We start from the raw sequence: 27,000 nt of genomic DNA, 5'->3' as shown, positions 1-27,000 counted from the left end.
GAATATTTATATTAGTTATTTTAGCAAATTGAGTAGGCAAAAAATTATTATTTCGGTTTGAAAAACTAAAAAGAATCTGCTCGGGCTTTTTCCCAAGATCTTCCAAAACTAGCTGGCATATTACCATCTATCAAACTATTCTCTGGTATAAAATCATACAAATCAATATATGATTTAATCTCATTTACAGATACACGCTTTTTGAGATTTTCTGGACCAATATCATTTGTAGATGTTAAGCCCATTGCTCCAACGATTTCTAAGCATGAATTAATTGTAGCTTTATGGAAGTTATATACACGATACATCTTATCCTCTACTACCAGTGCTTTTGCAAGACGCTCATTTTGGGTTGCTACACCAACCGGACAAGTATTGTTATTACATTGGCGTGATTGAATACACCCTACTGCCATCATCATTGCTCTAGCAGAATTACAAGTATCTGCTCCCATAGCAAATAATCTAACCATATCAAAACCAGTAGCTACTTTACTACTTGCAACAATACGAATCTCATCGCGTAAGCCACAACCAACCAAAGCATTATGCACAAATATCAAGCTATCCTCTAACGGCATACCTATGTGATTAGAAAACTCTAAAGGTGCTGCACCAGTACCACCAGCGGCTCCATCCACAGTTATAAAATCAGGCTTGATACCTGTCTCAAGCATTGCCTTACATATAGCTAAGAACTCCACATGACTACCAATACAAAGCTTAAATCCTATTGGCTTACCATTTGATAAATCTCTTAATTGCTTTATAAAATGACAAAACTCAATTGGTGTTGAAAAAGCGCTATGTGCTGGTGGTGACAAGACATCTTTACCCATAGACACTCCTCTGATTTCAGCGATTTCTGGAGTTATCTTAGCAGCAGGTAACACACCTCCATGAGCAGGCTTAGCACCCTGAGACAGCTTAATCTCGATCATCTTAACACTATCTAAATTTGCCTTTTCAGCAAACTTCTCAGCAGAAAAGTTACCATCTTCGGTACGACAACCAAAATATCCTGTACCAATTTGAAAGACTATATCGCCACCTTGTAAGTGATACTTTGTCAAACCACCCTCACCTGTACAGTGACAAAACTCACCTAACTTAGCACCTTTGTTCAAAGCCATAATTGCATTTGCCGACAGTGCTCCGAAACTCATCGCTGATATATTTAGATGTGATGCCATATATGGTTGTTTACAATCAGAGCCACCAAATTTAACACGCGTTTCAACTTCATCCAAATGCTTCGGCACAAGCGAATGTGTTACCCACTCATAGCCAACTCTATCAATATCTTTTTCAGTACCAAATGCTACTGTATCATTAATACCCTTAGCACGACGATATATAGTTGACCTAGTTTCTCTACCAAATGGCTTTTCACTTTCATTATCCGCGATAAAATACTGCTGAATTTCAGGTCGAATAAACTCAAGTATAAAACGCATGTGCCCAACTATCGGGAAGTTTCTCAAGATAGCATGTTTTGTTTGCGTAGCATCATATACTGCGACAACTACCAAAACAGCTATAAAGCCTATACTGACCCATATTGATGCGTGGAGTAATGAAAGAGATAATAAAACTATTATTACAAAAACAGCAAAGCCTACATACCACTTACGGCGCTCACTTATATGCATTATTTTAACCTTAAAACTTAGCCAAAAAATTTAATTCTAAAGCTAATTTAGCATGTATCTCTTAAAGTTAAAATCTCTAAGTTTAGATAACACTAGTATTTACCTTTAATTATCACAAGTATTTAGCTAATTTCATGATATCATCTGCTTAATAAGCATTTAGCCAGGACACCATCATGAATAGAGATTTTTTCATAATATTGTTTGCACTTTCCAACCTTGTTATAGCATCGGTATTAATTAGATATTCAGAAGTTGGTCCAATTGCAAGTTTTGGCTATAGACTATTATTACCCTGTATATTCTTATACTCATTCTTAGCTATTACCAAAGATGAAGATAAGCTATCAAAGAAATCTATATACATTGCCGCATTAACTGGTCTATTCCTAGCTTTAGATTTAGCTTTTTATGGTATATCTTTGATTTATACATCAATAGCTGAGGCTAGCCTTTTAACAAATCTCTGTCCTTTTATTACTACTTTTATAGCCATTATATTTCTCAAAGAAAAAGTATCCCTTAAATATTACTTAGTTCTTCTAGTAGCATTTATTGGTTTATTACTTCTTATGAGTCAATCAGGCTTAAGCTCTCAGCACCTTTTAGGAAACTGGCTAGCTATCATATCTGCGGTATTTTATGCACTCTTTATTATCTTTTCTAAAAAGCTACGAGATTCTTGCTCAACTTTTAGAATGATGTTTATAGCATCATTAAGTGGTTCAGCAACACTATTTATATTAGCTTTTATTTTCAATGAACAGATAATTCCGACAACTTTAAGTGGCGTTCTAATTTTATTAGCTATAGCTATATTTGGACACCTACTCGGAAATATTTTATACATAAGTCGTGTCAAATATATATCATTAGCTATGAGCTCTTTAGTTTTACTAGTTGGTCCAGTATTTGCCTTACTATATGGCTATATTTTGTTTAGAGAGACATTCTCAATACAGCAACTGATTGGAATGTTTATAATCATACTATCAGTTTATTTAGGTAAAAAAGTGCTAGAAAAACAAGTAACTAAGTAGACTCTAAGAGAAAGAAAACTCTCTTATAACTATATCTATGTTAGATACTTTTTTAATTGAATCGTGTAAATCTCTTGATGAATCATCAGGTCGAGTTTTAATCACAAAATTTAGATCACGAGACTTTTTGTATAACTTATTGATAATACTCTTATTATAGTTGTTTTCTAAAAGTGTTACTTGATGTCCAACTTTTGTTTCTAGAGCATGCCAACCTCAACTATATATTTTCTTACATTTTCTTTATATACTCTGTTTACTACATGGTTTAAGCTTACATCTTGAATGGTATTCTTATTATCAGATGTGTAATGATGTTTGATGACAGATAGTAAATCTTTAATTTCCTGATTTTCTACTAGAATGCTTTTTCTTATCATTTTATTTAACTCCCTCAATTTATAAAAGTGCAGTTTTATTACACTTTCAATATTAATCACTTTTTGCTGTAAAGGGAAGTAATATAGCACTATTTTTCAAAAAATTATTGAATTGCTGATTTTATATAAATATACTTAGAATTAGATTGTTGTACTTAGGATTAGAGATGTTTGATTACAAAACCGATCTAAAACCAGCCTTAAAAAGAATAGGCATGACACAAATAGAATTGGCAAAAAAGCTTGGCAAAAGCGATAGATCTATTAAGGGTTGGGTTGCCGGTACTAACTGTCCCTCATATGATGGACATATAGAGGTTATGAAGATACTTGGTCTCGAAGATAATTATTACCCTAATGATATATCTATAATGAGTGTAACTAACGTACCAGTACTAAGTTATGTACAAGCAGGTGAATTTACCGAATCTCAAGAGAATATTGACCCGATTGACTATTTGCAAATACCAGATAGTCTTGTACCAAAAAACGGTTTTTCACTTAGAGTACAAGGCGAGAGCATGCTCTATGATTCATCAGAATCTCAACTGCTTAGTCCTAAATATGCTAAATATACTCTTTACGAAGACGAGAATATTTTAGTTGACCCTAGCGAAATTAGTCCTCAAAATTTAGTTGATAAAATTGTAGTTGCTAGAAACTCCGATGGAGCCACAGTTAAATTACTATACAAAGATAATAACCGCTTATACTTGATGCCACTAAACTCAAAATTTCAAAATAATGATGAAATCAAATCACCAGCTGATGCGGTAATAATTGGTAGAGTTGTTAATTCTTTTAATGTTAGAAGTTTTTGATAAGGAATATAGCTAACTAAAACTGTGTTTCAAAACTCACTGAAAATAAAAGGCAATAAAACATAATTCGTCTACCCTTGAAAAAATAATTCTATTTTATATTTGATATAAAAATTTCTAGTTTTAAATAAACTATTGATTTTTGCTTTAATTTTCAACATACTTATAAGCCTTTTTCTAGAATAGTGATCTTTTAGAAAAAAAGGAATATAAAAATATCATACTTTAGCTGTAATTAGTAACAAATTTTTAATTTTTTGATTTCTTCATTTTTAAATCAATTTATCATTTATCATTTTCTTTGGATAATTAACCAAGGAAATAAAAATATGATTAGAAAAATACTATTTGTAGGGTCATTAACAGCTATAATAAGTTCAGCTTTTGCAGCCGATAGACTCAACATAGATATCCCAGACATAAAACAAATCATACCACCTCCTCCAACTCCTGGAACATTACTATATCAAAATGACATGAATATTTCTCACGCTAGTTTTTTTATCAAAAACACCAATAGATATAAACTAGCTCAATCAGATGCAAACTATTCTCCAGAAGGATTTGCTCAAGCTTTTGAAAAAGCTTTTGGTCATCAGATAAGTAAAAAAGAAACACCCGCAATATGGAAAATTCTAAATCAATTAGAAATAGCTGAGGGAGAGTTCACAAAACCAGCTAAATTATTCTATCATCGCACAAGACCTTTTGCGTATTTTCATGAAAAAGCATGTGTGAAAACAGATAATATTCATAGATCGTACCCTTCTGGGCATACAACTATAGGGTGGGCAATTGCTCTTACTTTAAGTGAGATAAACCCCTCAAGAACAAATCAAATCATGAAGAGAGGTTATGAATTTGGTCAAAGTCGAATTGTTTGTGGAGTTCATTATCCAAGCGATGTTAATGCAGGGTATTTAGTAGGAAGCATCATGTTCTCTCAACTACAAACAAGCCCAGAATTCCAACAAGAAATTAAACTTGCTAAAAAAGAAATTTCAAAAAATTAATGTAACTTAATTCAATAATACACCATAAAACAACACTAGGATCATTTAAATATTATTTACGCATAGATGTTACAAGGAAAATACATGACTAATAATGGTGCCCGGGGCCGGACTCGAACCGGCACGGAGGTTAAGCTCCGAGGGATTTTAAGTCCCTTGTGTCTACCAATTTCACCACCCGGGCAGTTAGTGGAGGCTGAGGCCGGAATCGAACCGGCGTCCAAGGCTTTGCAGGCCTCTGCATAACCATTTTGCTACTCAGCCACACAAACCTAAGAGTATGGAGCGGGAAACGAGGCTCGAACTCGCGACCCCAACCTTGGCAAGGTTGTGCTCTACCACTGAGCTATTCCCGCTTTATAGGGTGATATATTACCTTATTTTCAAAAGTTGTCAATAGAGATATAGCTTTAATTTTCAAGAAATATTAATTTTTAGTTCTGATTAACATCAAAACTAATCTTGAAGAGATTTTGAATATTATTTATAAGTTTGACATTAGGGCTCTTACTCAAATCAACGTTACCATTATTCTTGATAGGATTATTTCTTTTTAGTGTTTTTGCATCACTAACCAGCATATTTAATAAAGCCATTTCATTAACTGGTTTATTCGCTTTCGCATGTATACTTATATTTTTAGGATTTTGTAAAAACATTGCAAATGATGATAGTACCTGCTGTAAGAACCTATCTTGTTGTTGTACAGCAAAAAGCTGTAACAATGCTCCATATGAGCCTAATATCTGCTGTGGCGTTGTATTAGGATCTTGATTTGCAAGTCTAGCAATTTTTTCAAGTAACCCATAGTTAGCAAATGTAACATCTACACTTTTCAAACATAATTCATTATCACAATCATATAAATCTTTTTGATCTTGAGCTCCGGCACCTAAATATGGTAATAAGCCTAATTTGTCATTTACCATAGCTTCAGCACTACCTTTTAGACTTGCTAATCCCTCTGCTTGTATATCAAAATTAGTATTATATTTATTATTCTTAAATTGGCGATCTGAATTAATTTTTATATTGATATTATTAGTATCAAGTATTGAAAATACTTCTCTTATTGGTGACTTCTCTGGGAAAAAATCCTTCTGAAAATTAAGCTGAATTTTTGAATCCGCAGTATTAGATTGTACATAAGCATTATCCAAAGCCTTGCCAGTTCCATCAATAATTTCATTGATAGAACCACTATCTAGATCTATACCCTCAATTACAATATTATATTTACCATAATTATTAGTGCCTAGCTTACCGTCAAGGTTTAATACAAGCTCTCCTGGCTTATTACCTAACTTACCATTTATATCAAGGACTGGATCTTGTTTATACTTTTTACCAAGATATTTACTTGTTACCTCTTTTAGAACTTCTGAGAAGTTTGCATCAAAACTAAGATTTTGTATCTTCGAATTCATACACTCTGTAACTAACGATGCTAAGAAGTCCATGTCAACTTCAGTACCAGATAAATCTATATCTTTTAATTTTGCATCTGCTTTTATAAATGTTTTTTTGCCAATGGTTGAGTTCAATACAAAATTAATAGTACTCTCATCGTAATCATAGTTAATGTCAAGATTATATATTCCTTGACCGACATCATTCATTATAATAGCAAATGGACCTTGATTATCTGCAAGATCTTTAGGGTCTGTCTTTGAGCTAACCACATTACTATTAGCAACCGCTGTTGCCAAATTTGCTACACTCAAGCCTTCTATTTTTATATGAAAACTATTCTTAACAGCCTCTCCTGCCTTCAGTCCCTCAAATATAGCTTTATTAATACTAATATTTGGATTTTTTGAATCACTACTTATAATCCAAATATCTGTTGCTACTAAGTTACCATTTTTATCCTGCGAAACATTACCAACTGTTATTTTTGTTTGATATGCAAATAAAGAATCCAAGTTACTTATAAGCATCTCTTTATTATCAAACTTTTCTTGGCTAGTTAGCTTAGAGACCTGAGCATCTGTTGCAGCATATAAATTTGTTGCTATAAAAGTAGCCATACACAAAGATGTTAATAATATTTTTTTCTGCAAACGCATTATATGTCCTCTTTTTTTAAAAAATTTAGTTTAATCTACTTTCCTAAAAGTAAGCTGGAATTTATCTCATAGACCAGCAATTCTCTAAGGCTAATTATATTATTTATATATTAGTCTTTAACAATCACAATATATTTTAGAAAACATTTTCAACAAATATACTATTTTTAGTACAACTAATAACAAAACTCTATATATTTACTTAAGTATTATTTATAATCTTTCTTTAGTATAACATTATGATATTAAACGCCTACCAAGTTTAATGGATTTATTAAAAAAATTACACTTATGAAAGATCTATCAAGATTAGATATCCCTAAAAAGCCTACAAAAGAAAATAACAAAGAGCCACAAAAACCTAGTGGCTCCAAGAGAAAGAAAATCGTAATTATAGCCGTAGCGTGCTTATTGGTAATAGCTGTAGCATCTAAACTCATAAACAAACACCTTAAAAAAGTAAAAGCTGAAGAAGAAAAAGCAAAAGTAGAACTTCAAGCGGATCAAAACAGCGATTCAATAAAAGAGCAAGATAGCACAGAAGATAATACCAAAACCAATTCAACAAACAGTGATCAAAAGCCAGACTTTACTGAAAGTGGTAGTGGCGGAAAAATGGTGTTTACATTCTACAATAGCCTTAAACATGATAGTGTTGAGGTCGATGTTCAACCTGATGCACAAAGAGCTCAGTATAAATATAAATATATTTATCAAATTGCATCATTCAGAAATATGGATGAAACATCCTGGTATGTTAAAAAAATGAAAGAGGATGGTCTTAACCCACAATTCCAGCGAGTAGGCAGTTGGATTAGAATGTATATAGGACCTTATGATAGCAAACGCGCGATGGCTCCGGATATAATCAAGCTTCAGAGAATTGGTTTAAATGGTGGTTTCCCACGCGAAATAAGTCGAACAAAAATTGAACCAAAAGATGCTCAGAAAGATTCTAAAAACAAATCTTCAGACAATTCGGAGGAATCCTCAAGCAACAAGACTTCTAAAGACTAGGTTTAGAATTGATTCTTTAACTCTCTAAGCTTAACAAACATCTCCTTTCCTAATGAACACTCTGGCAAAGCTCGTAGTAAAGATTCATCATCAATTGATCTAATAAAAATATTAAGCTTACTCTCCTCTGCTAAATTTACAATTGACTTATCTTCACCTGCAAGCTCTGCAACTTGATTCCTATAATAGTTAAAAGCATCATCATTTGGCATTATACTAAGTGCAAAATCCAGATTATTTTGCCAATAATCATGAGCAGGATATGGTTTTATATCTTTATCTAAGTCAGAAATCTTGACTAATGAGTCATATAACTGTCCCACATCTGCAGATGCTGCATGTACACCGCCAACTCCAGCATTAAATAAAGTATCTCCACAGAAAAGAGCCTTCTCTTTTTCAAACAAGAAGCATACATGATCATCAATATGCCCAGGAGTATACATTACCTTACAATTTGTAACTCCAAAGTCTATAGAATCTCCCTCATCGACATAAACATCTGGCTTAAAGAGATCATTATCAGCATAAGCATATACTCTAGTACCTGGATAAATCTCAAGCAATTTCTTGACACCTGCAATATGATCACCATGCCTATGTGTAATAAGTATTGCCTCGAGCTTTAAATTATTTTGTTTGATAAAATCATCAAATATATCTGCTTTGAGAGGATCTATGACAATAGCGTGACTATCATCATATAATAAATACTGATAATTTCTCAAACTATTATTCAAAAACCATCTTTTAACTTGCATTTAAACATACCTTTTAGTTATTTCAATAAATTAATTGTGTAGCTGAGATATCTATACCTGCCACATCGCCATTTTTTATAAAAAACTTACATAATATATGATGGTATCTTTCTAGTTGTGTAGTATTTAGCAAGTCCTTAATATGTCTTTCGATATAATCATAAGCCATTTTAAAACTATAGTTATCTGACTTAATCGTCGCAAGCTCTAGCAACATAAGAATACTATCATAGTCATGATTAGCTCTATCAAGAACTTTCTCAGATAATTTAGCTATCGGAATGCTAAATGCGTTAGCATAAATTTTTAGCATCTCTGGCAAGATGTTGCCCCCTGCCAACTGCTTTTTAGCAAATTTCTCAGCCAACACAACTTCTTCAAAGTCAACAAGTTGTTCTAGGTACACCCTACTTATTATATTAGTTGTTTCTGCCTTATTATAAATATCTGATAATTCATCAACATCTTTAGCTTTTCTTAGAGCTAAAACAATTAACTTCTCGCCAAGATCTTGCTTGAGATAAACATCATATTTCTCCAAGACTTTAAGCGCAAACACCGCATCCTCATCAGCTAAAGCAATATCTCCAGCCAGATTTGCAATATTAGGTAAGAATCTACAATTATTTCTCTCCAAAAGTAAGCTTACTTTCGTGCGTGCTTCTGAAAATTTCTGAACCAGATAAAGCTTATAAACCTCAAAGAACTTATATACGATTGTGTCACCATTAATCTGCTTCAGAGCTTTATCTAATTCTTTGATATCTTTACTGTTAGCAATCATACAAATTTTTCTAAAAAGCACATAATCCTTGAAAGATCTCGGAGAAATTTTAGCAATACTTGAAACGCTCAACTTATTAGTTATTCTATTATTTTCTAGAACCATATCAGCAAATAAATCTGCAAATCTTTCTTGCTTATTTACTGTAAACAAACCAATAAGCCAGTTAAACAACAAATAAGGAAACTGAAAACTTAGTTTAATTATCCTAAAGCCAAAAACTAAGGCAAACAATAGTGCAAAAACGATAAATACAAAGGCAACTAAGTTTACTTTGATAGCTTTATCGGCCATCACTAACATAATATATCCATGATTTTTAGTCGCCCATATACCAATCAAGGTAGCTAGAGCAACAACTATTATAAGTTTTAAGACTCTTATCATTTATCACTTCCTTGTGCACTTACATTAGTTTTAGTTAGACTTGATTCTTTTATCAAAAGCTTATTTTGTTGTTCAGATAGCTGATTAATAACTTTATCTAAACTACTATCTACATTATCTAAATTCTGAGAGTTAATGCTTTTGATATCTTTTTTAAGCTCTTTTGCATTGTTATCTTGTACAAAATATTGATTGATAATAGCAATAAGATTGTCTTTGGCCTTATCAATACTACCTTGATCGTTGCTATACATAGCACTCTGTAACTGTATCAATGAGTTATACAGATTACTTGAAACAACTTGCTTAGCTTGATTTGTAGCAACAAGAGTCTGATTCTCAGGAATATTCTGTATCTCAACTACTGAGTGCAAAAGCTTCATATAGTTACTTTGTGAAGAAGTATTAACATCAGTAGAAATATCTTCTGGAGTAATATATTTAAGCTTACTAAACTGCTGCTGAATAGAGATAAAATGTTTAATAACATCACTTTTTGACAAAGTTTTCCCTAATGTATCTTTTATCTTTTGACGCTCACTAACACTTACAATTGCAACTCCACTAGCTTCTATTTTATCAAATGCACTATCAACCAGCTCATTAGCCTTTTGAGCATCACCATCAAAGGCTGCAACATCTTTAGCTAATACTAAGTAGTTAATAGCCGACTGAATATTTACTATACTCATCTGCAGATACAAGTCCTTAGTCGGAACTGCCACTTGATTACCTAAAGTAGTAACCTGCGACTGTGTCGCTTTAATATTTTGTGTTAAAAAATCATTTTGTTCGCCAAGGTCATTGATAGCCTCTTTTTGCTCAGTTTGTAAAGACTTAAGCGACTCAAGTTGATTTTGCAAACTAGCTAAAGCTTGATCATTAACACCAAGCTTGTTATCACTTCTTTCAAAATCAATAACAGAGTAGCTGGCTAAACCAAGGGCTACTAAAGATACAACTATGCTAATTTTAGACAAGATGTTAAACGAAGATTTATTTTTAATTGGTTCTAATTTTTGAGCAACATTATCAGCAGCGTCATTCGCTTGCTCTTGCTGAATATTTTTTTCTTGTGACATTTTTTGCCTCTATATGTTCTCGTACTTTTTGACAGATATAATCATTGTCTAATCTTTCAAGACTCAAAGTATTTTCAAAGCCTTGTTCATTAACAAATTCTAGCATTTTTGGACTTGTTATGGTAACAATTGCAGCCTCAGGCGCTACTATTTCATCAAAAATCCTATTCAAAGACTTAAAAATATCGATACTTGTGGTGACAATAACATTAGGATTTATACCATCATCAATGAATTTTAAATACGCTTGACTAAGCGTAGCAACACTCTCAAAAACTCTCTGATAAGTCTCAAATTTATCGCACTTTGTTAGTTGCGATATCTCTTTGACAAGCAATTCATTTCCAGAAACCCCAGAGATAACCGCAAAACTATCATCATAAACATCTTCTTCCAAGATTAGTTTCAAAAGCTCTTGTGAACCATGATCATGTGGATATATAGCATCTAAACCATATTTTTTTAGAGTTTTTGCAGTGCTTTGACCTACACTATAAATTTTTTTACCGTCGAACAATTCAGGATTATATTGAGCAAATAAGCTTTCTACAGCATATTTGCTAGTAAATATATAACTTGTATAGCTCAACACTGAACTTTCAACATTTATATAATCAATATTAATACATGGTAAGCATACAGTATCATAGCCTTTAGATATTAATAGCTTTGAGAGAATATCAGCATCATCTTTAGGTCTACAAACAAGTATTTTCATTTACTGGTTTTTTTGTGCAGTTGCATAGATATAGTCTAGCATTGACTTTAGACCATTAGCTCTTGTAGAGCTCAAATTATTGCCAAAACCAATTTCCTTAATAAAATTAGTATCTGAATTAAGTATATCTGCTGGAGTTGCTTCACTATATACTCTTAGTAGCATTCCAATCAACCCTGAAACAATCAATGCATCACTAGTAGCTATAAAATGTAACTTACCATCTTTTGTACTGCTGTCGAACCAGACTTGCGATTGACAGCCTTTAACCAAATTCTCCTCAATTTTTTTATTTTGAGGAAACTCTGGTAATTGCTTACCCAATGATATGACATAATCATACTTATCTTCCCAATCTTCAAAAAAAGATAACTCTTCAACTAATTCTTGCTGTCTTTGTATAACTTGATTTTCCATACTAACTATTACTTGCTTTAAATAACGATATTTTGAAACTTATGATATGTTATCACACACCAAAATTCATATAAACTTGATAAAACATCATATTTTCTCAAAAAAACTAAAAATACTGTTGACAGTATAACAAAACAGCCATATAATACCTCACAAGTTCCCCGATAGCTCAGTCGGTAGAGCAGTTGACTGTTAATCAATTGGTCGGCGGTTCAAGTCCGTCTCGGGGAGCCAAACAATTTCAAGAAAAATTTTCCATCGTACTAAAAGTTTTTACTTAGGGCTGTTTAGTAGTTTATATTTTTCTCCTCCTTTCTTATCTCTAAATTTATGAATTCTAGATGGCCCTAAGTGTGCTCAGAATTAAAACATCAGTTTTACTTATAACACAATTAATTTTTTTCAATTTCACTTATACTTAAAATAAGACTATAATCCCAGCATTAAAGTTTTAAAAAGTTTAATAGCATGATATTTTTAATATTTTTGACAACATTTCTTAGCTTAATATTTGCTATAACGAATAAGCATAAGCTAGCTACCACTCTTTTTCTTGTATCTTTAGGATTATTACTAGTAGTATTTATTCCTCATACAATTCGATATATAAATATTCAACTTTAAGGGGCTAGCTATGAAAGATAATATTTTAGATTTATTCGACTCTATAGCTATTATTGGTATAAGTGTTGTATTAGCAATGGCTTTTTATTATCAACTTTACTTCCAAGAACTGCCTTGTGCCTTATGTGTGTTCCAAAGAATGTCACTGAGCTTATTAACTTTTGGGTTACTACTAAACTTGTCGCATGGTAATAAATATAAGAACTATTTGTTCGTAACGTTAGTAGCCATCCTAAATGCTGCAATGGCAATGACACAAATACTTTTACATATTGTTCCTGGCACTGGAAATTATGGAGATGCTGTATTCTCACTACATATGTATACTTGGAATTTTATTGTAAGTATTATTTTCATAATATATGCGACTATTTGTGGATTCTTTACTCCAAATGAAGATAAAAAGAAAAGTTTAAGTCTATTCGCTAAAGTAGCAATATTCTTGATACTAGCTTTAACTCTTGCCAATACAATAAGTGTATTTATTGAATGTGGTCCACATCTTTGCCCATCTGATCCAGATAGTTATTGGTTGTTAAGTCTATAAAAAAATAATTGACATAAAATTTATTAAGTATAGAATATAAAATCCTAAGCAAAATCATATCCAAAAATTTACAGACTTTGGTTTGATTGAGTCTTAATATATAAAGATTACTCTAGGTGATACTCCTTAGTTTTTTCATATCTCCTTAACTTCCTTCATCTAGAGTCAATTTTTATATTTTATAATTATTTTTTTGCTATAATTTAGCTCATATTTTTATTTTGAAACTTAGATAGTCATGAAAGCTACACATACCCTTATTGCTACTACAAAAGAGCTTCCTAAAGAAGCCGTACTTACTAGCCATCAATACATGCTAAAAGCTGGTCTGATAAAAAAACTTGCTTCAGGAATTTATACATGGATGCCTGTAGGACTAAAAGTTCTACAGAAAATCCAGAATATAGTCCGTGAAGAGATGAATAAAGCTGGAGCAAGTGAGTTATTACTGCCAAGTGTACTACCTTCTGAGTTATTACAAGAAACCCACCGCTGGGATAAATTTGGCCCTGAGCTTCTAAAGCTAAAAGACAGACATGAAAGAGATTTTTGCTATGGGCCAACCCATGAAGAGCCAATTGTAGACATGGCTCGTGATACTATCAAGAGTTACAAACAATTACCTCTAAATCTTTATCAAATTCAAACAAAATTCAGAGATGAAATCCGCCCTCGTTTTGGTGTGATGCGGGCCCGTGAATTTATCATGAAAGATGCTTACTCATTTCATGAAAATAGTGAGTGTTTACATAACACTTATAACAAGATGTATGAAACTTATTGTAAAATTCTTGATAAAATTGGCTTAGCCTATCGTCCCGTCCGTGCTGATACTGGAGCAATCGGTGGCGACAATAGTCATGAGTTTCAAGTATTAGCTAATGCTGGTGAAGATATTATATGCTACAGCAATGGCTCCGACTATGCTGCAAATATTGAGCTAGCAACATATGCGAAACCAGATTTAAGCACAAGAGCAGTTTCTGAGAATACTATAACAAAAATTCATACTCCAAATATTAAGACTATCGAAAAACTTTGTAGTGAACTTTATTTTGATATCAAAAAAACTATCAAAACTATGGTTATAAAAGATGCTAAAGGTAACTTCTTCGCTTTAGTTATCCGAGGAGATCATGAACTTAACGAGACAAAAATCAATAAGCTCGAACAAATTGTAGCACCATACACTCTTGCAACCAAAGATGAAATTTTCTCTATTTTTAATGCTAATCCAGGTTCATTAGGGATAGTTAACTGTCCTGTACAAATTATAGCTGATTATAGTGCAATGATGATTGAAGATATCTGTTGTGGCGCAAATGAAGATGACTATCATTTTACAAATGTGAATTGGGATAGAGATATCACTAGTTATCAAATTGCCGATATTAGAAACGTAGTTACAGGAGATATATCTCCAGATAATAATGGAACTCTAGAGCTCACAAACGGTATCGAAGTTGGACATATTTTTGAGCTTGAAGATGTTTATTCAAAACCAATGAATGCCAATATAATTGGTCAAGATGGCAAGCCTAAGTCTATGCTTATGGGTTGCTACGGTTTTGGAGTATCTCGAGTCATGGCTGCTGCAATTGAACAGTCTCATGATGAAAATGGGATCATTTGGCCAGAGGCTATCGCTCCATATCAAGTAGCAATATTACCAATCAACTACAACAAATCTGAAAATGTCAAACAAACAGCTGACAAACTCTATCAAGAGTTACTTGCAAAAGGAATAGATGTGATTTTAGATGATAGAGGCGCAAGACCAGGTGTGATGTTTGCTGATGCAGATCTTATCGGCTACTCTCATCATGTGGTTATTGGTGATAGACTTTTAGAGCAAGGTTTGATTGAGTATAAAAATCGCAAAACTCAAGAAAAACAAGAAATCACATTAGAGAAATTGTTCGACATTCTAGCCTAATTCTTTTCCATAAACCTTATCAAAACCATAAAACTTAGCATAAGCATCGTTATTATAAGCGTTTTCATCAGATGTGATATCATCTATAAAAGTTATTTGACTAAATTCAGGAATCATTGGTAAGATAGGATCAGAGATCTCATTTTGCTGATAATATGTAACCAAAGTATCTCTATATCTTTCAAACTTATATATTTCAAAATAAATACTTACCATTAATGCGAGTTGCATTACTAATAATACTAAAAATACCCAACTTAAAGAATTTAATTGTAGCCTTAACTTCAGAACAAAACTAGTACTATGATTATAAAATTGCTGCATCATTATTATAAAGAATACTGCATCATAAATTAATAAAACTCTTTGATTCAAATCATAAGACTTAGCCACAGGTGTCAATACAAATATTGAGGATGCAATTGCTACCCCATATATAAAAGAAGCTTTCCTAGTGATATTTTTGTTTGTAAAAATAAGAACTAAGAAAGTCAGCAGCATTAACATAGGCACAAGTGTATCCCCAGGTCTTGTTACAATTTGTGTAACTAAATTTATGAGCTGATTTAATACAGAAATATGCTCTCCTGCCAACATTGTGTTTAGTCTTACATAGTTACCAGGAGCTGCTATCAGAATTATACCTCCGACCACACAAGCTATAAAAAAATATATTATATTCTTACCTATTTTATTTTGAGAAAGCTTTTGATTTAAAAAGTACGCCAAACACAAAATAATTGCAACACCAACAAATATCTCATTATACAGTCCAATAAAAAAACCTGTGAATAAACTAAACCATATGTTCTGCTTATTTTTCACTACTGATATGTAATAAAAGATAGCTAAAAGTGTTATACCCCAAAAATACTGTACCGCCGCTGTTTTCCATATGACATTAGCAATGAATCCTGTTTGATAAAAAAGGAAGATAAAAAAGAAAAAATATATTAAAAAGTCTTTCGAAAATAGTTCAACTTTTGTTTTAAATCTTACTATTTTATATGAATATAGTACAAATAGATAAAAGCATATCGAGTTAATCATATTGATCATAAATACTGATAAATGAATATATTTTTTACTCAAAAACAGATAAATTAATGCCTGTGCTGATATCCGCCCTGTCCAATGAATATAGTTTGATGCAATACCGCGAAGATATATAATAAAACCCTTATCAAGAGCATCAGTATAAGCTCTACCAAAATCATCAGCTCTTAAGGGCTGTAAATAGTTTATAACAAAGAAAAAAGCTATTATCAAAATAGCTATTATTACATTTGTACGTGAAATTTTCATCAATACTATAAATAATAAACCTTTTGAAGAAGTCTATATTATCTCTATACTTAAATAAAGACTGATAAAAGTGATTCTTAGCACCCAAATTAAATTATATTTTATAAAAACCAATAAAAATGTATCATAATATATAGAAACTCTTATAAAAAGTACTAATGAGCAATATAAAGTATAGAAAAGATATAGATGGATTAAGGGCTTTTGCGGTATTATCTGTAGTTCTATTCCATCTAAATATAAGTTGGATTAAATCTGGCTTTCTTGGTGTAGATATATTTTTTGTAATTTCTGGATATTTAATTACAGCTATAATTCTTAGAGACCTACAAAACAATTGTTTTTCTATCAAAAACTTTTACCTAAGAAGAATTAGAAGAATTCTACCTGCATTAATAGTTGTCTTAATTTTCTCTACTTTTTTTGCATGGCTTATATTACTACCGCAAGATTTAATAGACTACGCCGAATCACTTGTTAGTGCAATAGCATCCTTTTCTAATATCTATTTCTTTGTAAAACTTGATTTTGGTTACTTCGGTCAAAACTCGCAAATAATACCATTACTTCATACATGGTCTTTAGGTGTAGAAGAACAGTTTTATATGATCTGGCCATTAGTCTTAATACTACTATTTAAACTAAGATTTTCAGCAAAAGCAAAACTTCTAGCCACTTCAATAATACTGTTAATTATATCTTGCTTGATTTTCCTTTCTGGCGAATTTAATTTATATATTCTGAGCTCTGACAGATGGTATTACTTTCCAACTCATAGAGCATTCGAACTTTTATTTGGTTGCTGCTTAGCCATATACCTTAATAATTCAGCTACTTTAAACAATAACAAACTGACTCTTAATATACTCTCTGTAATAGGTGCTTTAATGATGATAGCGCCTATATTTTTTATCAATGTGAGTTTCCCAAGTATTTGGACTATTACTGCATGTATTGGGGCGACTATTTATATATATTCTGGCGCAAATACTAATCATATACCTATTATAAATAGAATACTTTCTCTAAAACCTATTGTTGCTATAGGCCTTATCTCATATTCTTTATATTTATGGCATTGGCCTATTATTGCTTATGTTAACTATTTAAGTATCAATAAAACTGTCACTATATGTATCATAATTTTTACTATTAGTTTAGCCCTTGCTACATTAACGTATTTATTTGTAGAAAAACCTTTTAGACACAAATATATGCTTAGCTTTACTAAAAGCTTTATACTACTATGGATAATGCCTATAATTTTGGCTTGCTGCTTTTATATAGCCTCAACTAATAATAAATTTGGTTTTAATTCGTCAAATCTTATTGATCAAAATAAACTAACATATAACTATGGGTTTAATAAAATCGATCAAAACAATTGTTTCCTTATGATTCAATCCTCTAGCTTCCAATCAAAACAACTCCCTAATAAGGATATCTGTTCAATAGGAAGTCCTAAAGCTAAAAATACTAATTTTCTGTTGGTAGGTGACTCTCATGCAAGATCTGAAATACCTATGATAACTACTTGGCTTGATAACATAAGCCAGAAAGCTTACGTTGTAACCCAAAAATCTACTCCATTCTTACCGACTTTCAAAAATGTTGTTGAATATGTTTCTGTTACTGATAGAAATAAGGCCATTGCTAATTTGATAAAATCAAAAAAATATAAATATGTTATTCTTGCTGGTGAATGGTCAAATGCACTATACTCTAGTTCGATTAACTCAATACAAGAATCCATTAAATTAGTAATAGATAATGGTAGTATACCTATACTTATTTTAGATACTCCAATACTCAACACAGATGTCACTAATCTTTGTCCATTAGAAAAAAATAAACTACCATTTATTTTCGGAGATAATTCATGCAAATTAAATATCGAATTTGTCAAACAACAACAATTAGTATTTTCTAATCTTATTGAAAAACTTAAAAAAGAGTTTCCTAGATTAGTAATTATAGATCCGAAAAAAGTACTCTGTAATGACAAATACTGTGATATTGAAATAAATAACATCCCCATTTATGCTGATTCAAATCATCTTAACTATATAGGTTCAAAACTATTAGGAAAACAATATTTAAAAATGCATGGTAACCCGCTTGAATTTACCCAAAAACACTAATATACGGCATCATTTAATATATTTTTCGCACAAAACTCTTCTTGATAAATACATTTCTATTATATACTGTAAATATGCTAATAATTTATAACGAATAATATGACTAAAGCTAAGTCTTATATTGATACTTCCCCTTCTGTCTATGGCAGATTCGCAACATTAGCGGCAGAACATAAAGCCCTTAACTTTACTCAGGGAGCTCCTGCATTTGATACTCCTGAATGGTTAATTGATAGGGCTAACTTTCATATGCAACATGCAAAAAATCAATACTCCCCAATACCAGGTACTATTGCATTGCGTAATGCTATAATAACGAAAACTAAAAAATGCTATGATGCAGAGATAGGTATTGAAAATGTGGCTATTACAGCAGGAGCCCAAGAAGGCTTATTTACTTTAATATCTGCTTATATCGGACAAGATGATGAAGTTATCATGTTTGATCCAGTTTTTGATACGTATGTTGGAGCTACAAAACTTAATCAAGGTAAATGCGTAAGGCTGAAACTACTAGCAGATGGTAGAATTGATATCCCAGCTATTGCAAATGCAATTACAGATAAAACAAAACTTATTATCTTAAACTCGCCTCATAATCCTATGGGTACTGTGATATCAGAAGATGAATTCAAGGAAATTGCTAAAATAGTTAAAAATAAAAATCTTTTAGTAATTTCTGATGAGGTTTATGAACATATTTACGCAGGTGAAAACTTCACTAGTGCCATACAAATAGCTGAACTTAGAGATAAGCTCATAGTTCTTCAATCCTTAGGCAAAACTTATAATGTTACTGGATGGCGTCAAGGTGTAGCTATTGCTCCAGCTGAAGTTATAAAAAATATCTTATCAGTAAAGCAATTTGCAACCTTCTCAGCAGTGCATCCATTACAGTTAGCATTAGCAGAAGGTATAATTGAACACCCTGAGTATTATGAAGATCTCAATAAACTGTATAAAAAACAGAATCAGCTTTTAAGAGAAAATCTGGAAGGAACTAGGTTTAAAGTTCTTGAATGGCATGGCTCTCCATTCCAGATGTTAGACTATAGTGATATTAGTAATGAGTTTGATGAAGATTTTGCCTCTAATTTGATCAAAGAATATGGCATTGGCCTAGTTCCAATATCGTCATTATTTGAAAAACCACAAAATGGACTACTAAGACTTTGCTTCGCAAAAAAAGATGATGAGATAATTAAAGGCGCAAAAATTCTTGCAAAGATATAAAAGTTTTTACTTCTTTAATGACAAATACTAGTCGTACTTGATATTTCCTTCAATAATTTGTACTTCTGCCGAAGACCTCATAGAATTTCCATCTTTACCATATTTGATAGCCAAGCTGGTACTTGTATCAGATATTTTCTTTATATTTATTTTAATGGTATCTCTCGGATCATTTGGGTTTATACCCTCTAAAGTTGCTGTTTCATTAGTCTTCTTGTTAACAACAAGATTATAAGGAGCACCGCTAGTAGAAGTATAAGTTTCCCCTGCTTTTATTGATTGATATGCAGAACTATAAACTTTGTCAAAACTATATGGCATATTTACAATGTAATAACCCTCTACATATTTTATACCATTATTATTTTCGACGGTTGAACAGCCGGTAACAAAAGCAAATACTAGTATAGATAATAGAGCATAATTTCTTAGTTTTATAATTTTCATAATTTCCTCATATAGGTATCAAAATAAATTAGGATTATTATGTTATTGTGCTATTTATTTGTCAACAAATTATATTTTGTATATAGCATTTTATTCTTAACGATTATGAGAAATATTGTTAAACTCTCAGAAGATACCCTAACTCCGAATAAGGAACATATATGTCAAAACTAAAAGTTAGCATAATTCAATCAGATATTATTTGGGATGATAAGCAAGCAAATTATAGAGCTATCGAGAATAAGATTGCAGATATTCATAAAGAAACTGATCTTGTAGTACTTTGTGAAATGTTTAACACTGGTTTTATAATGAATCCTACTAATGAGGCTAGCTCTGAAGAAGATATTATCGAATGGATGTATAATCAAGTAAAAGGTAAAAACTATGCAATTGTAGGTAGTGCTGCAACTTTTACAGAAAATAAAATTGCCAATAGACTTTACTTTGTAACTCCTGACAAGCAAGTTTTTACTTATGACAAAAATCATCTTTTCATACATGCAGGAGAAGATAAAAAATATACTAGCGGCAATAATCGTCAAATTATTAACTACAAAGGTTTCAACATATTGCTAACAGTGTGTTTTGATTTAAGATTCCCTGTATTTAATTGTAATAATAATGAATATGATGTACTACTAAATGTTGCTTGTTGGCCAGAATCTCGTCGTGAGCATTGGAAATCATTACTAAAAGCAAGAGCTATAGAAAATCAAGCCTATGTTATTGCATGCAATAGAGTCGGAAATGACCCTAGCTTTAGCTATTCTGGGGATAGTATGATTATTGACTATAATGGAGATGTTTTAGCTCATGACGAATATAAAGAAACTATACTAACAGCAACTTTAGATAAAAACAAACAACAAGAACATCGTGATAAGTTTAATTTTCTTGCATCACAAGATAAGTTTACTCTTCACCTCTAATCGACTTAGCAAGGTTTTGTAAAACAGCGTTGACGAATTTATATCCCTCTTCTGTCCCCATACTATAACAAATTTCAACATATTCTTTTATAATAACTTGATATGGATTTTCTAGACACTCTATCAATTCTGCTATAGCGACTTGAAGTACTGCATAATCAACATAATTTATAGACTCAATACCATTTTTTGAATTATCTTGTATATAGTCATCTATAGTATCTTGATTTTCTCTGACTGCATCCATTAATCTATAAAAAAGATCCCAGTCAGTATAGTGTCTCTCTGCATTATCTGCATAATATTGAGTTTTTAGTTCAGAAAATGTATGATCTGCGACCTTTTTTTGGTACAAAGCCTGCACAGTATATAAACGAGCGTTATTTCTAGCTCTAGCAGTAGTTTTCATAATTGTTATATAGATATAATTTATTAGGGAATTTTATGGTTCTAGATTATACATTATTAACAATAATATATATAGTTCTTATGAGTGATTAGTACTTTAAATTATAAGTTTTAGATATCATTATTATCCGATCTATTATAAAATGATTTTTGATTAAAACTACTTCTTGTAACTAGTGAGACTCTTATGAAATTTAAGATTATATGTTTAATAGGAATAGTATTTATCCTTAACTCTTGAGTAAATAATACCAACCCACAAGATGTTGGATTTGTAAAAACTCCTTATACTTCTGGAAATGTTTCTTTAACACTTAAAAAAGGTGTAACAACTAAAGATGAAGTCATAAATGCTTTTGGCTCTCCTAATATAGTTACTCAAAACGCAAATGGAGAATCAGTCTGGACATATCAAACAAATGCAACTGTTAAGAACGATGCTTCTAGAGATGGTTTTTTGACTCTACTGATAACCGGTGAAAATACACAAGAATCAGGATTTATGCAATCACAAAAAACTATGACTATAATTATCACATTCAAGGGTAATATTGTCTCTAACTATAAATCATTATCAACTAACTTCTAGATGAGGCTTTTATAATATGCGTAAGAAATTTAGTCTTTTAGTTTACTTAGTTGTTTTAGCTTTATCAGGATGTATATCATCAGGACCACAACGACCAAATCTAACACCTCCACAAATCCAACTTATGCAAACAAAAGTTTTTAATGTTGATTTACGAACAGCTTTTGATGCTACAGTTACTGTTATGCAAAATCTAGGTTATATCATTCAAGATGCTAACTTCAACACTGGCATTATTACAGCTAAAAGTACTGAAAATGCTAATGGCTGGGGACAATCTGAATATACTGAAGCTACAGCATTTATACAACCTTATAGGCAGTCAAATAAGGACTCTAGCATCAGAATTAATTTTGTAGTTTATCAGTCAACTCCTGATCCTAATCAGGGAGCTGCTCCGATAAATACATCTTATGCAATTCTTAATCCTCAAGCCTACGAAAATGCTTTTACAAAAATTCAACAGCAAATTTTTGTGCAAACAGGTATTTCTCCAGTATTAACTCAATCAGTTCAACAAGTTTCTTAAATATTTTCTATTAAAACACAAAATATCATACTAAATTTATCACTGTAACTATTGATTTTATTGGAATGCTAAAAGTTAATTCAAGATAATCAGAATGTATTACTTTTCTTTTTAGACTATATTTTTCTTAAATAATTTAGTTTAATACTTCTCAAACTATCATAGATGAATAAATTATGAGTAAATGGTGGCAAGAAATTGATCTAAAAGATATGAGTAAAGAGCAATGGGAATCCATTTGTGATAGATGTGGCCTTTGCTGTTTAAATAAGCTTCAAGATGATGAAACTGATGATGTCTACTATACAAAAGTTAGCTGTAAGCTTTTAGATATCGGAAAATGCCAATGCAGCATGTATGAAAAAAGAAAGCAGATTGTGCCTGACTGTATAAACCTAACATATAAACAACTTAAAAATCATGCCCATAAATGGCTACCTAACAGTTGTAGCTATAAGCTTTTACTACAAAATAAAGACCTACCTGACTGGCATCATTTAAACACAGGCTCAACGGATGAGATGCACAAACAAAAAAAATCTGCTAAGCATTTTGCTATTTCTGAATATGAGTTAGATGTTGATGAATATTTAGAAGACTTTATCATAAAAATAGATAACTGATTTTTACTTTCTGATATATAATTCCTTACTCTTTACTAATTGGGCATCGTATGTCTGATTTATCCGAAATTAATCTTTTTTATGAAAAAATAATTAGTGATTATCTTAACAATGGTTTCTGCGTTATCGATAATTGGCTAACTAATGATGAAACTATTCAACTATGCAAAGAGCTTAATCATTTTTATGATGCTGATTGCTTTAAAAAATCCGCAATAGGTAATCGCTTGAATGAAAACTTAGAAAGATCAATACGTAATGACTTTATCTTTTGGTTAGATGAAACAAAACATGCCGCAACCTTCTTTAAAAAGATAAATAGTTTTATTGACTACCTTAATAAAACGTGTTTTGCTGGAATTGTAACAAAGGAATTTCACTACGCAGCTTATCCTAAAGGATCATTCTATAAAAAACATATCGATACCTTTCAAAATGACGATCGAAGAACGATATCTATAGTCTGCTATCTTAATGAAATTTGGAATGAATTTTTCGGTGGAGAGTTAAAACTATATCTTAATAATCAAACATTACAAATATTTCCAACTAATGGAAAAATAGTTCTCTTTGATAGCAAAACCATTGAACACGAAGTGTTACCTGTACTTATGAAAAATAAAAGACTTAGCATTACTGGATGGTTAAAAACCAATTAAATCGTATACTTAACACAAAAACCTCTTGACTATTTTACACTACCACGTAATACTATTTTTGCAAAAATTGTCTCATATACGTTATAATAATTTAATTTTTAAATTATAAATCTTAAATAATGAATAATCTTTTAAAGTCTAAATTACTTATAATTTTAGCTATTTTCTCTTATTTTCTATTTTTGAATTTTTGTCAACCATTGGCTATGGATGATTTTTGGCGTGCTATTAATGATACTCTAGTAAATGGTACTTTCTTTCATTTTCTAATCCAAGATTATACAGGCTGGACGGGTAGAATATCTGCACAAGCTTTAGTGTATGCACTATTTTCAAAAAAATACTTAACATTATCATTGCTAACTATAAATATTATAAGCTCAATATCCATGAGCTTATTTATAATATTTATCTTTAAAATTGTGACTAGAAACAAGTATAGTTTAGCATCAAAAGATTTTATTATATATTCATTCTTCTTTGCTTTAATGTTCACATGGACAGGTTTCATAGGTCAAGTAATATGGAAAACTGCTGCTATACAATACTTATGGGGATATACAATCCTTATTGTTTTGTATTATTATTTAATAATCGAAAATAAAAGCTTCTACTTAATTAGCTTGTTAGGAGGCCTATTTATAGGCCTATATAATGAGCAGTTTGTTGCAGTACTACTCTTATTTTGTTTAGCATACTTTATTGAGAGAAAAATAAATAACAAAATTATAAACAAAGGGATTCTGTTTTTCTTGAAAGGTCTTTTGATTGGAGGGGCTATTTTAATAGCTGCTCCAGGTAATTACGTTAGAATGGATCAAATGTCGAATGATCAAAGTATTTCTCTTCTAAGTCAACTTATTTATTTTATTCATATATTTAAATACAACTTATGGCCTCATACTCTAATTATAGTTTGGATATTCATACTATATTTTGCTCTCGCCATTAGCAACAAGAATAATAAAAAAATCAGTATAGTCATATACTCTTTAGCTCTAATCACAGTCATTTTTGTTATGGCTCCTTTAGCATATAGTTACGGCATACAGATTAGATTAATGCTAATTTATTACATAATATTTTTTATTGCAATGATGCAACAATTTTATGACAATCAGAGCATAGCAGTTACAACCACCTATAAAGCCTTCAAAAAAATTTATATCCTTTTTCTGATAGGTTTATTAATTATCATGGGAGTTATGGGAAGTGCATATTACTCAATTTATAAGTTTAATCAAAATAGACAAAAGCTTATTACAGAATTGCACAACAAAAATATAGAGAATATTACTATACCAACGTTCGAGCTTCATGGAGAAGCTCAACCATATGGTATAACTTTTGAAGCGATAACATGTGATAGCAATAACACAAATAACCAAGCTTTCGCCGCATTCTATGGATTTAAAACAGTTAAAGCTGAAGATTGTTAATTAATAAAATAAATCACTGCTCCGAGCACTACCAGCATAATAGCAAATAATGTTTGTAAGATTTTATCATTAAGTCTTTTTTTAAGTTTAGTAGCTATTAACATCGCAATTACACTGCCAATTATAAACATACCAGCCACATACCAACTCATATGCTCTTCTTCGTAATGCGATATAAACCCAGATATTGATACAACAAATATTACTAATAAAGAAGTATTTATAGCTCTTTTAATTGGCATAGCTGTTATAAATACCAACGCAGGCACTATCAAAAATCCACCACCAACTCCAAAGAATCCAGTCAAAGTACCAACAATTGCACCACTTACTAATAATGCGATAATACATTTCGGAGCGACACTCTCACATATTGATTTCTCAGCACCTGACATCACTTTAGCTTTTATCAAACTCCAAATACCTATTGTAATCATAAGTATAGAGAAGCTAATCATTAGCACCTTGTCTGATAAGCCTTGAGATACATAACTACCAATTGGAGCAAAAATAACTCCTGTAGTAATCATTACTGCAGCAGCTAAATAATTAATATCATGTTGCTTATAGTTAACTACAAGACCAAAAATAGCTGTAAATCCCACTACAAGTAGAGAAATAGGAACTGCAGTATGAAAGTCTAAACCCACACCATAAGTGAGTAATGGAACAGCTAATATAGACCCGCCACCACCAGTTAAGCCCAAAGCAATTCCACAAATAAATCCAAATATAATCAAAAACATATTACTCTTCTTCTATACCACATTTTAGGTTGGCTGGAACTGCAATATCTATATAATTTGGTGGAGGTAATTTTAAATCATCCATGATCTTAGCATACTCTTCTGGCGAGTTTACTTGTAGTCTTGGATTATTTCTCTTTTCCTCTGCAACACTACTACTAGTAACACCATTATAATCATGACCTGGATAAATAATTGTACTACCTGGTAAAGTCATAAGTTTAGTCATAATACTCTCATATGCAGCATAAGAATCACCATTTTGAAAATCAGTTCTACCCGAACCTCTAATTAGCAAGGTATCTCCAGTGAAAAGCATATTCTCTGTTATAAAACAGTAAGAGTCATCTGTATGACCTGGTGTATATATTGCCTTAATCTGATAATTACCAAATGTTAGTATATCTCCATCAAATACTTTTTTAGTAGCACATTGAGCAGCACTCTCACCACCTAGTACTATATCACAGCCTGTTTCTTTCCTTAGGATACCTGCCGCCGTCACATGATCTGCATGAACATGCGTATCTACAGCATAAATCAATTTAAGATCAAGTTCTTTCAATAATTTTAAATACTGCTCAACGTTAAATCTTACAGGATCTATTATTATAGTTTCCCTAGTTTGCTCACAACCTAAAATATAAGTATAGGTATAAGTATCTCTATCAATTAGTTGTCTAAAAATCATAGTTCCTCCT

Annotated in this window: 25 protein-coding genes, 4 tRNA genes and 2 pseudogenes; 15 read left to right on the top strand and 16 right to left on the bottom strand. The window is 31.4% G+C overall.

Going from position 1 to position 27,000, the window contains the following annotated elements:
• Positions 1-65: 65 nt before the first annotated feature.
• On the bottom strand, positions 66-1,652 hold the full coding sequence (locus F7308_RS04770) for an FMN-binding glutamate synthase family protein (RefSeq protein ID WP_013922724.1): 1,587 nt from the start codon (positions 1,650-1,652) through the stop codon (positions 66-68).
• Between the two features lie 176 nt (positions 1,653-1,828).
• On the opposite strand from F7308_RS04770, the gene F7308_RS04765 reads away from it, so the two are divergent.
• Complete coding sequence (locus F7308_RS04765) at positions 1,829-2,692, top strand: DMT family transporter (protein WP_013922723.1); 864 nt, start codon at positions 1,829-1,831, stop codon at positions 2,690-2,692.
• A gap of 3 nt (positions 2,693-2,695) precedes the next feature.
• Here F7308_RS04765 and F7308_RS04760 read toward each other — a convergent pair.
• Positions 2,696-3,072 (bottom strand): annotated as a pseudogene (locus F7308_RS04760) (normocyte binding protein 2b).
• 167 nt (positions 3,073-3,239) lie between these two features.
• Here F7308_RS04760 and F7308_RS04755 point away from each other — a divergent pair.
• Together F7308_RS04755 and F7308_RS04750 are read left to right on the top strand one after the other, a co-directional pair.
• Complete coding sequence (locus F7308_RS04755; protein WP_013922720.1) at positions 3,240-3,893, top strand: LexA family protein; 654 nt, start codon at positions 3,240-3,242, stop codon at positions 3,891-3,893.
• A 329-nt stretch (positions 3,894-4,222) separates the two neighbouring features.
• A complete protein-coding gene (locus tag F7308_RS04750) occupies positions 4,223-4,906 on the top strand; it encodes an acid phosphatase (protein ID WP_013922719.1) in 684 nt (227 codons plus the stop codon).
• Between the two features lie 95 nt (positions 4,907-5,001).
• On the opposite strand, the gene F7308_RS04745 is transcribed toward F7308_RS04750, so the two are convergent.
• The 4 genes from F7308_RS04745 to F7308_RS04730 form a co-directional block, all read right to left on the bottom strand.
• A tRNA-Leu gene (locus tag F7308_RS04745) sits at positions 5,002-5,090 on the bottom strand.
• Positions 5,091-5,096: 6 nt separating this feature from the next.
• A tRNA-Cys gene (locus F7308_RS04740) sits at positions 5,097-5,170 on the bottom strand.
• A gap of 17 nt (positions 5,171-5,187) precedes the next feature.
• Positions 5,188-5,262 (bottom strand) — tRNA-Gly (locus F7308_RS04735).
• Between the two features lie 78 nt (positions 5,263-5,340).
• Positions 5,341-6,975 carry a hypothetical protein gene (locus F7308_RS04730; protein ID WP_013922718.1) on the bottom strand — a complete coding sequence of 545 codons (1,635 nt, stop codon included), beginning with the start codon at positions 6,973-6,975 and terminating at the stop codon, positions 5,341-5,343.
• Positions 6,976-7,266: 291 nt separating this feature from the next.
• Here F7308_RS04730 and F7308_RS04725 point away from each other — a divergent pair, with 291 nt between their 5' ends.
• Entirely contained in the window at positions 7,267-7,992 is a 726-nt protein-coding gene (locus F7308_RS04725) for an SPOR domain-containing protein (protein ID WP_013922717.1), read from the top strand.
• Between the two features lie 2 nt (positions 7,993-7,994).
• Here F7308_RS04725 and F7308_RS04720 read toward each other — a convergent pair whose 3' ends face one another.
• Genes F7308_RS04720 through F7308_RS04700 form a run of 5 tightly spaced genes read right to left on the bottom strand, consistent with a single transcriptional unit; the run spans position 7,995 to position 12,141 of the window.
• The gene (locus tag F7308_RS04720; protein ID WP_013922716.1) at positions 7,995-8,753 is read right to left on the bottom strand and encodes a hydroxyacylglutathione hydrolase; all 759 of its coding nucleotides are present in this window, start codon (positions 8,751-8,753) and stop codon (positions 7,995-7,997) included.
• A gap of 22 nt (positions 8,754-8,775) precedes the next feature.
• A complete protein-coding gene (locus F7308_RS04715) occupies positions 8,776-9,924 on the bottom strand; it encodes a hypothetical protein (protein WP_013922715.1) in 1,149 nt (382 codons plus the stop codon).
• On the bottom strand, positions 9,921-11,006 hold the full coding sequence (locus F7308_RS04710) for a membrane protein (protein WP_013922714.1): 1,086 nt from the start codon (positions 11,004-11,006) through the stop codon (positions 9,921-9,923). Before F7308_RS04710 ends, F7308_RS04715 begins: the two co-directional genes overlap by 4 nt.
• Positions 10,966-11,724: a uroporphyrinogen-III synthase gene (locus F7308_RS04705; protein WP_013922713.1), complete on the bottom strand. Its 759-nt coding sequence runs from the start codon at positions 11,722-11,724 to the stop codon at positions 10,966-10,968. The genes F7308_RS04710 and F7308_RS04705 overlap by 41 nt, the downstream gene beginning before the upstream one ends.
• Positions 11,725-12,141 carry a SufE family protein gene (locus F7308_RS04700; RefSeq protein ID WP_013922712.1) on the bottom strand — a complete coding sequence of 139 codons (417 nt, stop codon included), beginning with the start codon at positions 12,139-12,141 and terminating at the stop codon, positions 11,725-11,727.
• A 158-nt stretch (positions 12,142-12,299) separates the two neighbouring features.
• On the opposite strand from F7308_RS04700, the gene F7308_RS04695 reads away from it, so the two are divergent.
• The 3 genes from F7308_RS04695 to F7308_RS04685 all read left to right on the top strand — a co-directional run bounded on the left by F7308_RS04695 (position 12,300) and on the right by F7308_RS04685 (position 15,248).
• Positions 12,300-12,375, top strand: a tRNA-Asn gene (locus F7308_RS04695).
• A gap of 400 nt (positions 12,376-12,775) precedes the next feature.
• A complete protein-coding gene (locus F7308_RS04690) occupies positions 12,776-13,312 on the top strand; it encodes a disulfide bond formation protein B (protein WP_013922710.1) in 537 nt (178 codons plus the stop codon).
• 238 nt (positions 13,313-13,550) lie between these two features.
• The gene (locus tag F7308_RS04685) at positions 13,551-15,248 is read left to right on the top strand and encodes a proline--tRNA ligase (RefSeq protein WP_013922709.1); all 1,698 of its coding nucleotides are present in this window, start codon (positions 13,551-13,553) and stop codon (positions 15,246-15,248) included.
• Here the strand turns inward: F7308_RS04685 and F7308_RS04680 are convergent.
• A complete protein-coding gene (locus tag F7308_RS04680) occupies positions 15,240-16,553 on the bottom strand; it encodes a DUF6056 family protein (protein ID WP_013922708.1) in 1,314 nt (437 codons plus the stop codon). The genes F7308_RS04685 and F7308_RS04680 overlap by 9 nt on opposite strands.
• A gap of 158 nt (positions 16,554-16,711) precedes the next feature.
• Between F7308_RS04680 and F7308_RS04675 the strand changes: the two genes are divergently transcribed.
• Positions 16,712-18,694, top strand: a complete 1,983-nt coding sequence (locus F7308_RS04675) for an acyltransferase family protein (protein WP_013922707.1) — start codon at positions 16,712-16,714, stop codon at positions 18,692-18,694.
• A 99-nt stretch (positions 18,695-18,793) separates the two neighbouring features.
• On the top strand, positions 18,794-19,927 hold the full coding sequence (locus tag F7308_RS04670) for an aminotransferase class I/II-fold pyridoxal phosphate-dependent enzyme (protein ID WP_013922706.1): 1,134 nt from the start codon (positions 18,794-18,796) through the stop codon (positions 19,925-19,927).
• Positions 19,928-19,954: 27 nt separating this feature from the next.
• On the opposite strand, the gene F7308_RS04665 is transcribed toward F7308_RS04670, so the two are convergent.
• Entirely contained in the window at positions 19,955-20,374 is a 420-nt protein-coding gene (locus F7308_RS04665; protein WP_013922705.1) for a DUF3568 family protein, read from the bottom strand.
• Positions 20,375-20,535: 161 nt separating this feature from the next.
• Here F7308_RS04665 and F7308_RS04660 point away from each other — a divergent pair, with 161 nt between their 5' ends.
• The gene (locus tag F7308_RS04660; RefSeq protein ID WP_013922704.1) at positions 20,536-21,306 is read left to right on the top strand and encodes an amidohydrolase; all 771 of its coding nucleotides are present in this window, start codon (positions 20,536-20,538) and stop codon (positions 21,304-21,306) included.
• Here the strand turns inward: F7308_RS04660 and nusB are convergent.
• Complete coding sequence (gene nusB, locus F7308_RS04655; RefSeq protein ID WP_013922703.1) at positions 21,290-21,715, bottom strand: transcription antitermination factor NusB; 426 nt, start codon at positions 21,713-21,715, stop codon at positions 21,290-21,292. The two genes, F7308_RS04660 and nusB, sit on opposite strands and share 17 nt — an antisense overlap.
• A gap of 186 nt (positions 21,716-21,901) precedes the next feature.
• On the opposite strand from nusB, the pseudogene F7308_RS10020 reads away from it, so the two are divergent.
• The 5 genes and pseudogenes from F7308_RS10020 to F7308_RS04635 all read left to right on the top strand — a co-directional run bounded on the left by F7308_RS10020 (position 21,902) and on the right by F7308_RS04635 (position 25,553).
• Positions 21,902-22,303: pseudogene (locus F7308_RS10020) on the top strand (hypothetical protein).
• A 16-nt stretch (positions 22,304-22,319) separates the two neighbouring features.
• Positions 22,320-22,832: a hypothetical protein gene (locus tag F7308_RS04650; protein WP_013922701.1), complete on the top strand. Its 513-nt coding sequence runs from the start codon at positions 22,320-22,322 to the stop codon at positions 22,830-22,832.
• A gap of 176 nt (positions 22,833-23,008) precedes the next feature.
• Positions 23,009-23,455: a YcgN family cysteine cluster protein gene (locus F7308_RS04645; protein WP_013922700.1), complete on the top strand. Its 447-nt coding sequence runs from the start codon at positions 23,009-23,011 to the stop codon at positions 23,453-23,455.
• Between the two features lie 50 nt (positions 23,456-23,505).
• Positions 23,506-24,114 (top strand): 2OG-Fe(II) oxygenase, encoded by a 609-nt coding sequence (locus F7308_RS04640; protein WP_013922699.1) that lies wholly within the window; start codon positions 23,506-23,508, stop codon positions 24,112-24,114.
• Between the two features lie 119 nt (positions 24,115-24,233).
• Entirely contained in the window at positions 24,234-25,553 is a 1,320-nt protein-coding gene (locus F7308_RS04635; RefSeq protein WP_049775477.1) for a DUF6056 family protein, read from the top strand.
• Here F7308_RS04635 and F7308_RS04630 read toward each other — a convergent pair.
• Both F7308_RS04630 and F7308_RS04625 read right to left on the bottom strand, forming a co-directional pair.
• Entirely contained in the window at positions 25,550-26,299 is a 750-nt protein-coding gene (locus F7308_RS04630; protein ID WP_013922696.1) for a sulfite exporter TauE/SafE family protein, read from the bottom strand. The two genes, F7308_RS04635 and F7308_RS04630, sit on opposite strands and share 4 nt — an antisense overlap.
• 1 nt (position 26,300) lies before the next feature.
• Complete coding sequence (locus F7308_RS04625) at positions 26,301-26,990, bottom strand: MBL fold metallo-hydrolase (protein WP_013922695.1); 690 nt, start codon at positions 26,988-26,990, stop codon at positions 26,301-26,303.
• Between the last annotated feature and the right edge of the window lie 10 nt (positions 26,991-27,000).

It is taken from the genome of Francisella salina (assembly GCF_000219045.1).
Classification (GTDB): domain Bacteria; phylum Pseudomonadota; class Gammaproteobacteria; order Francisellales; family Francisellaceae; genus Francisella; species Francisella salimarina.
The sequence above is the reverse complement of the archived record's forward strand: the minus strand, read 5'-3'. Positions and strand labels throughout refer to the sequence as shown.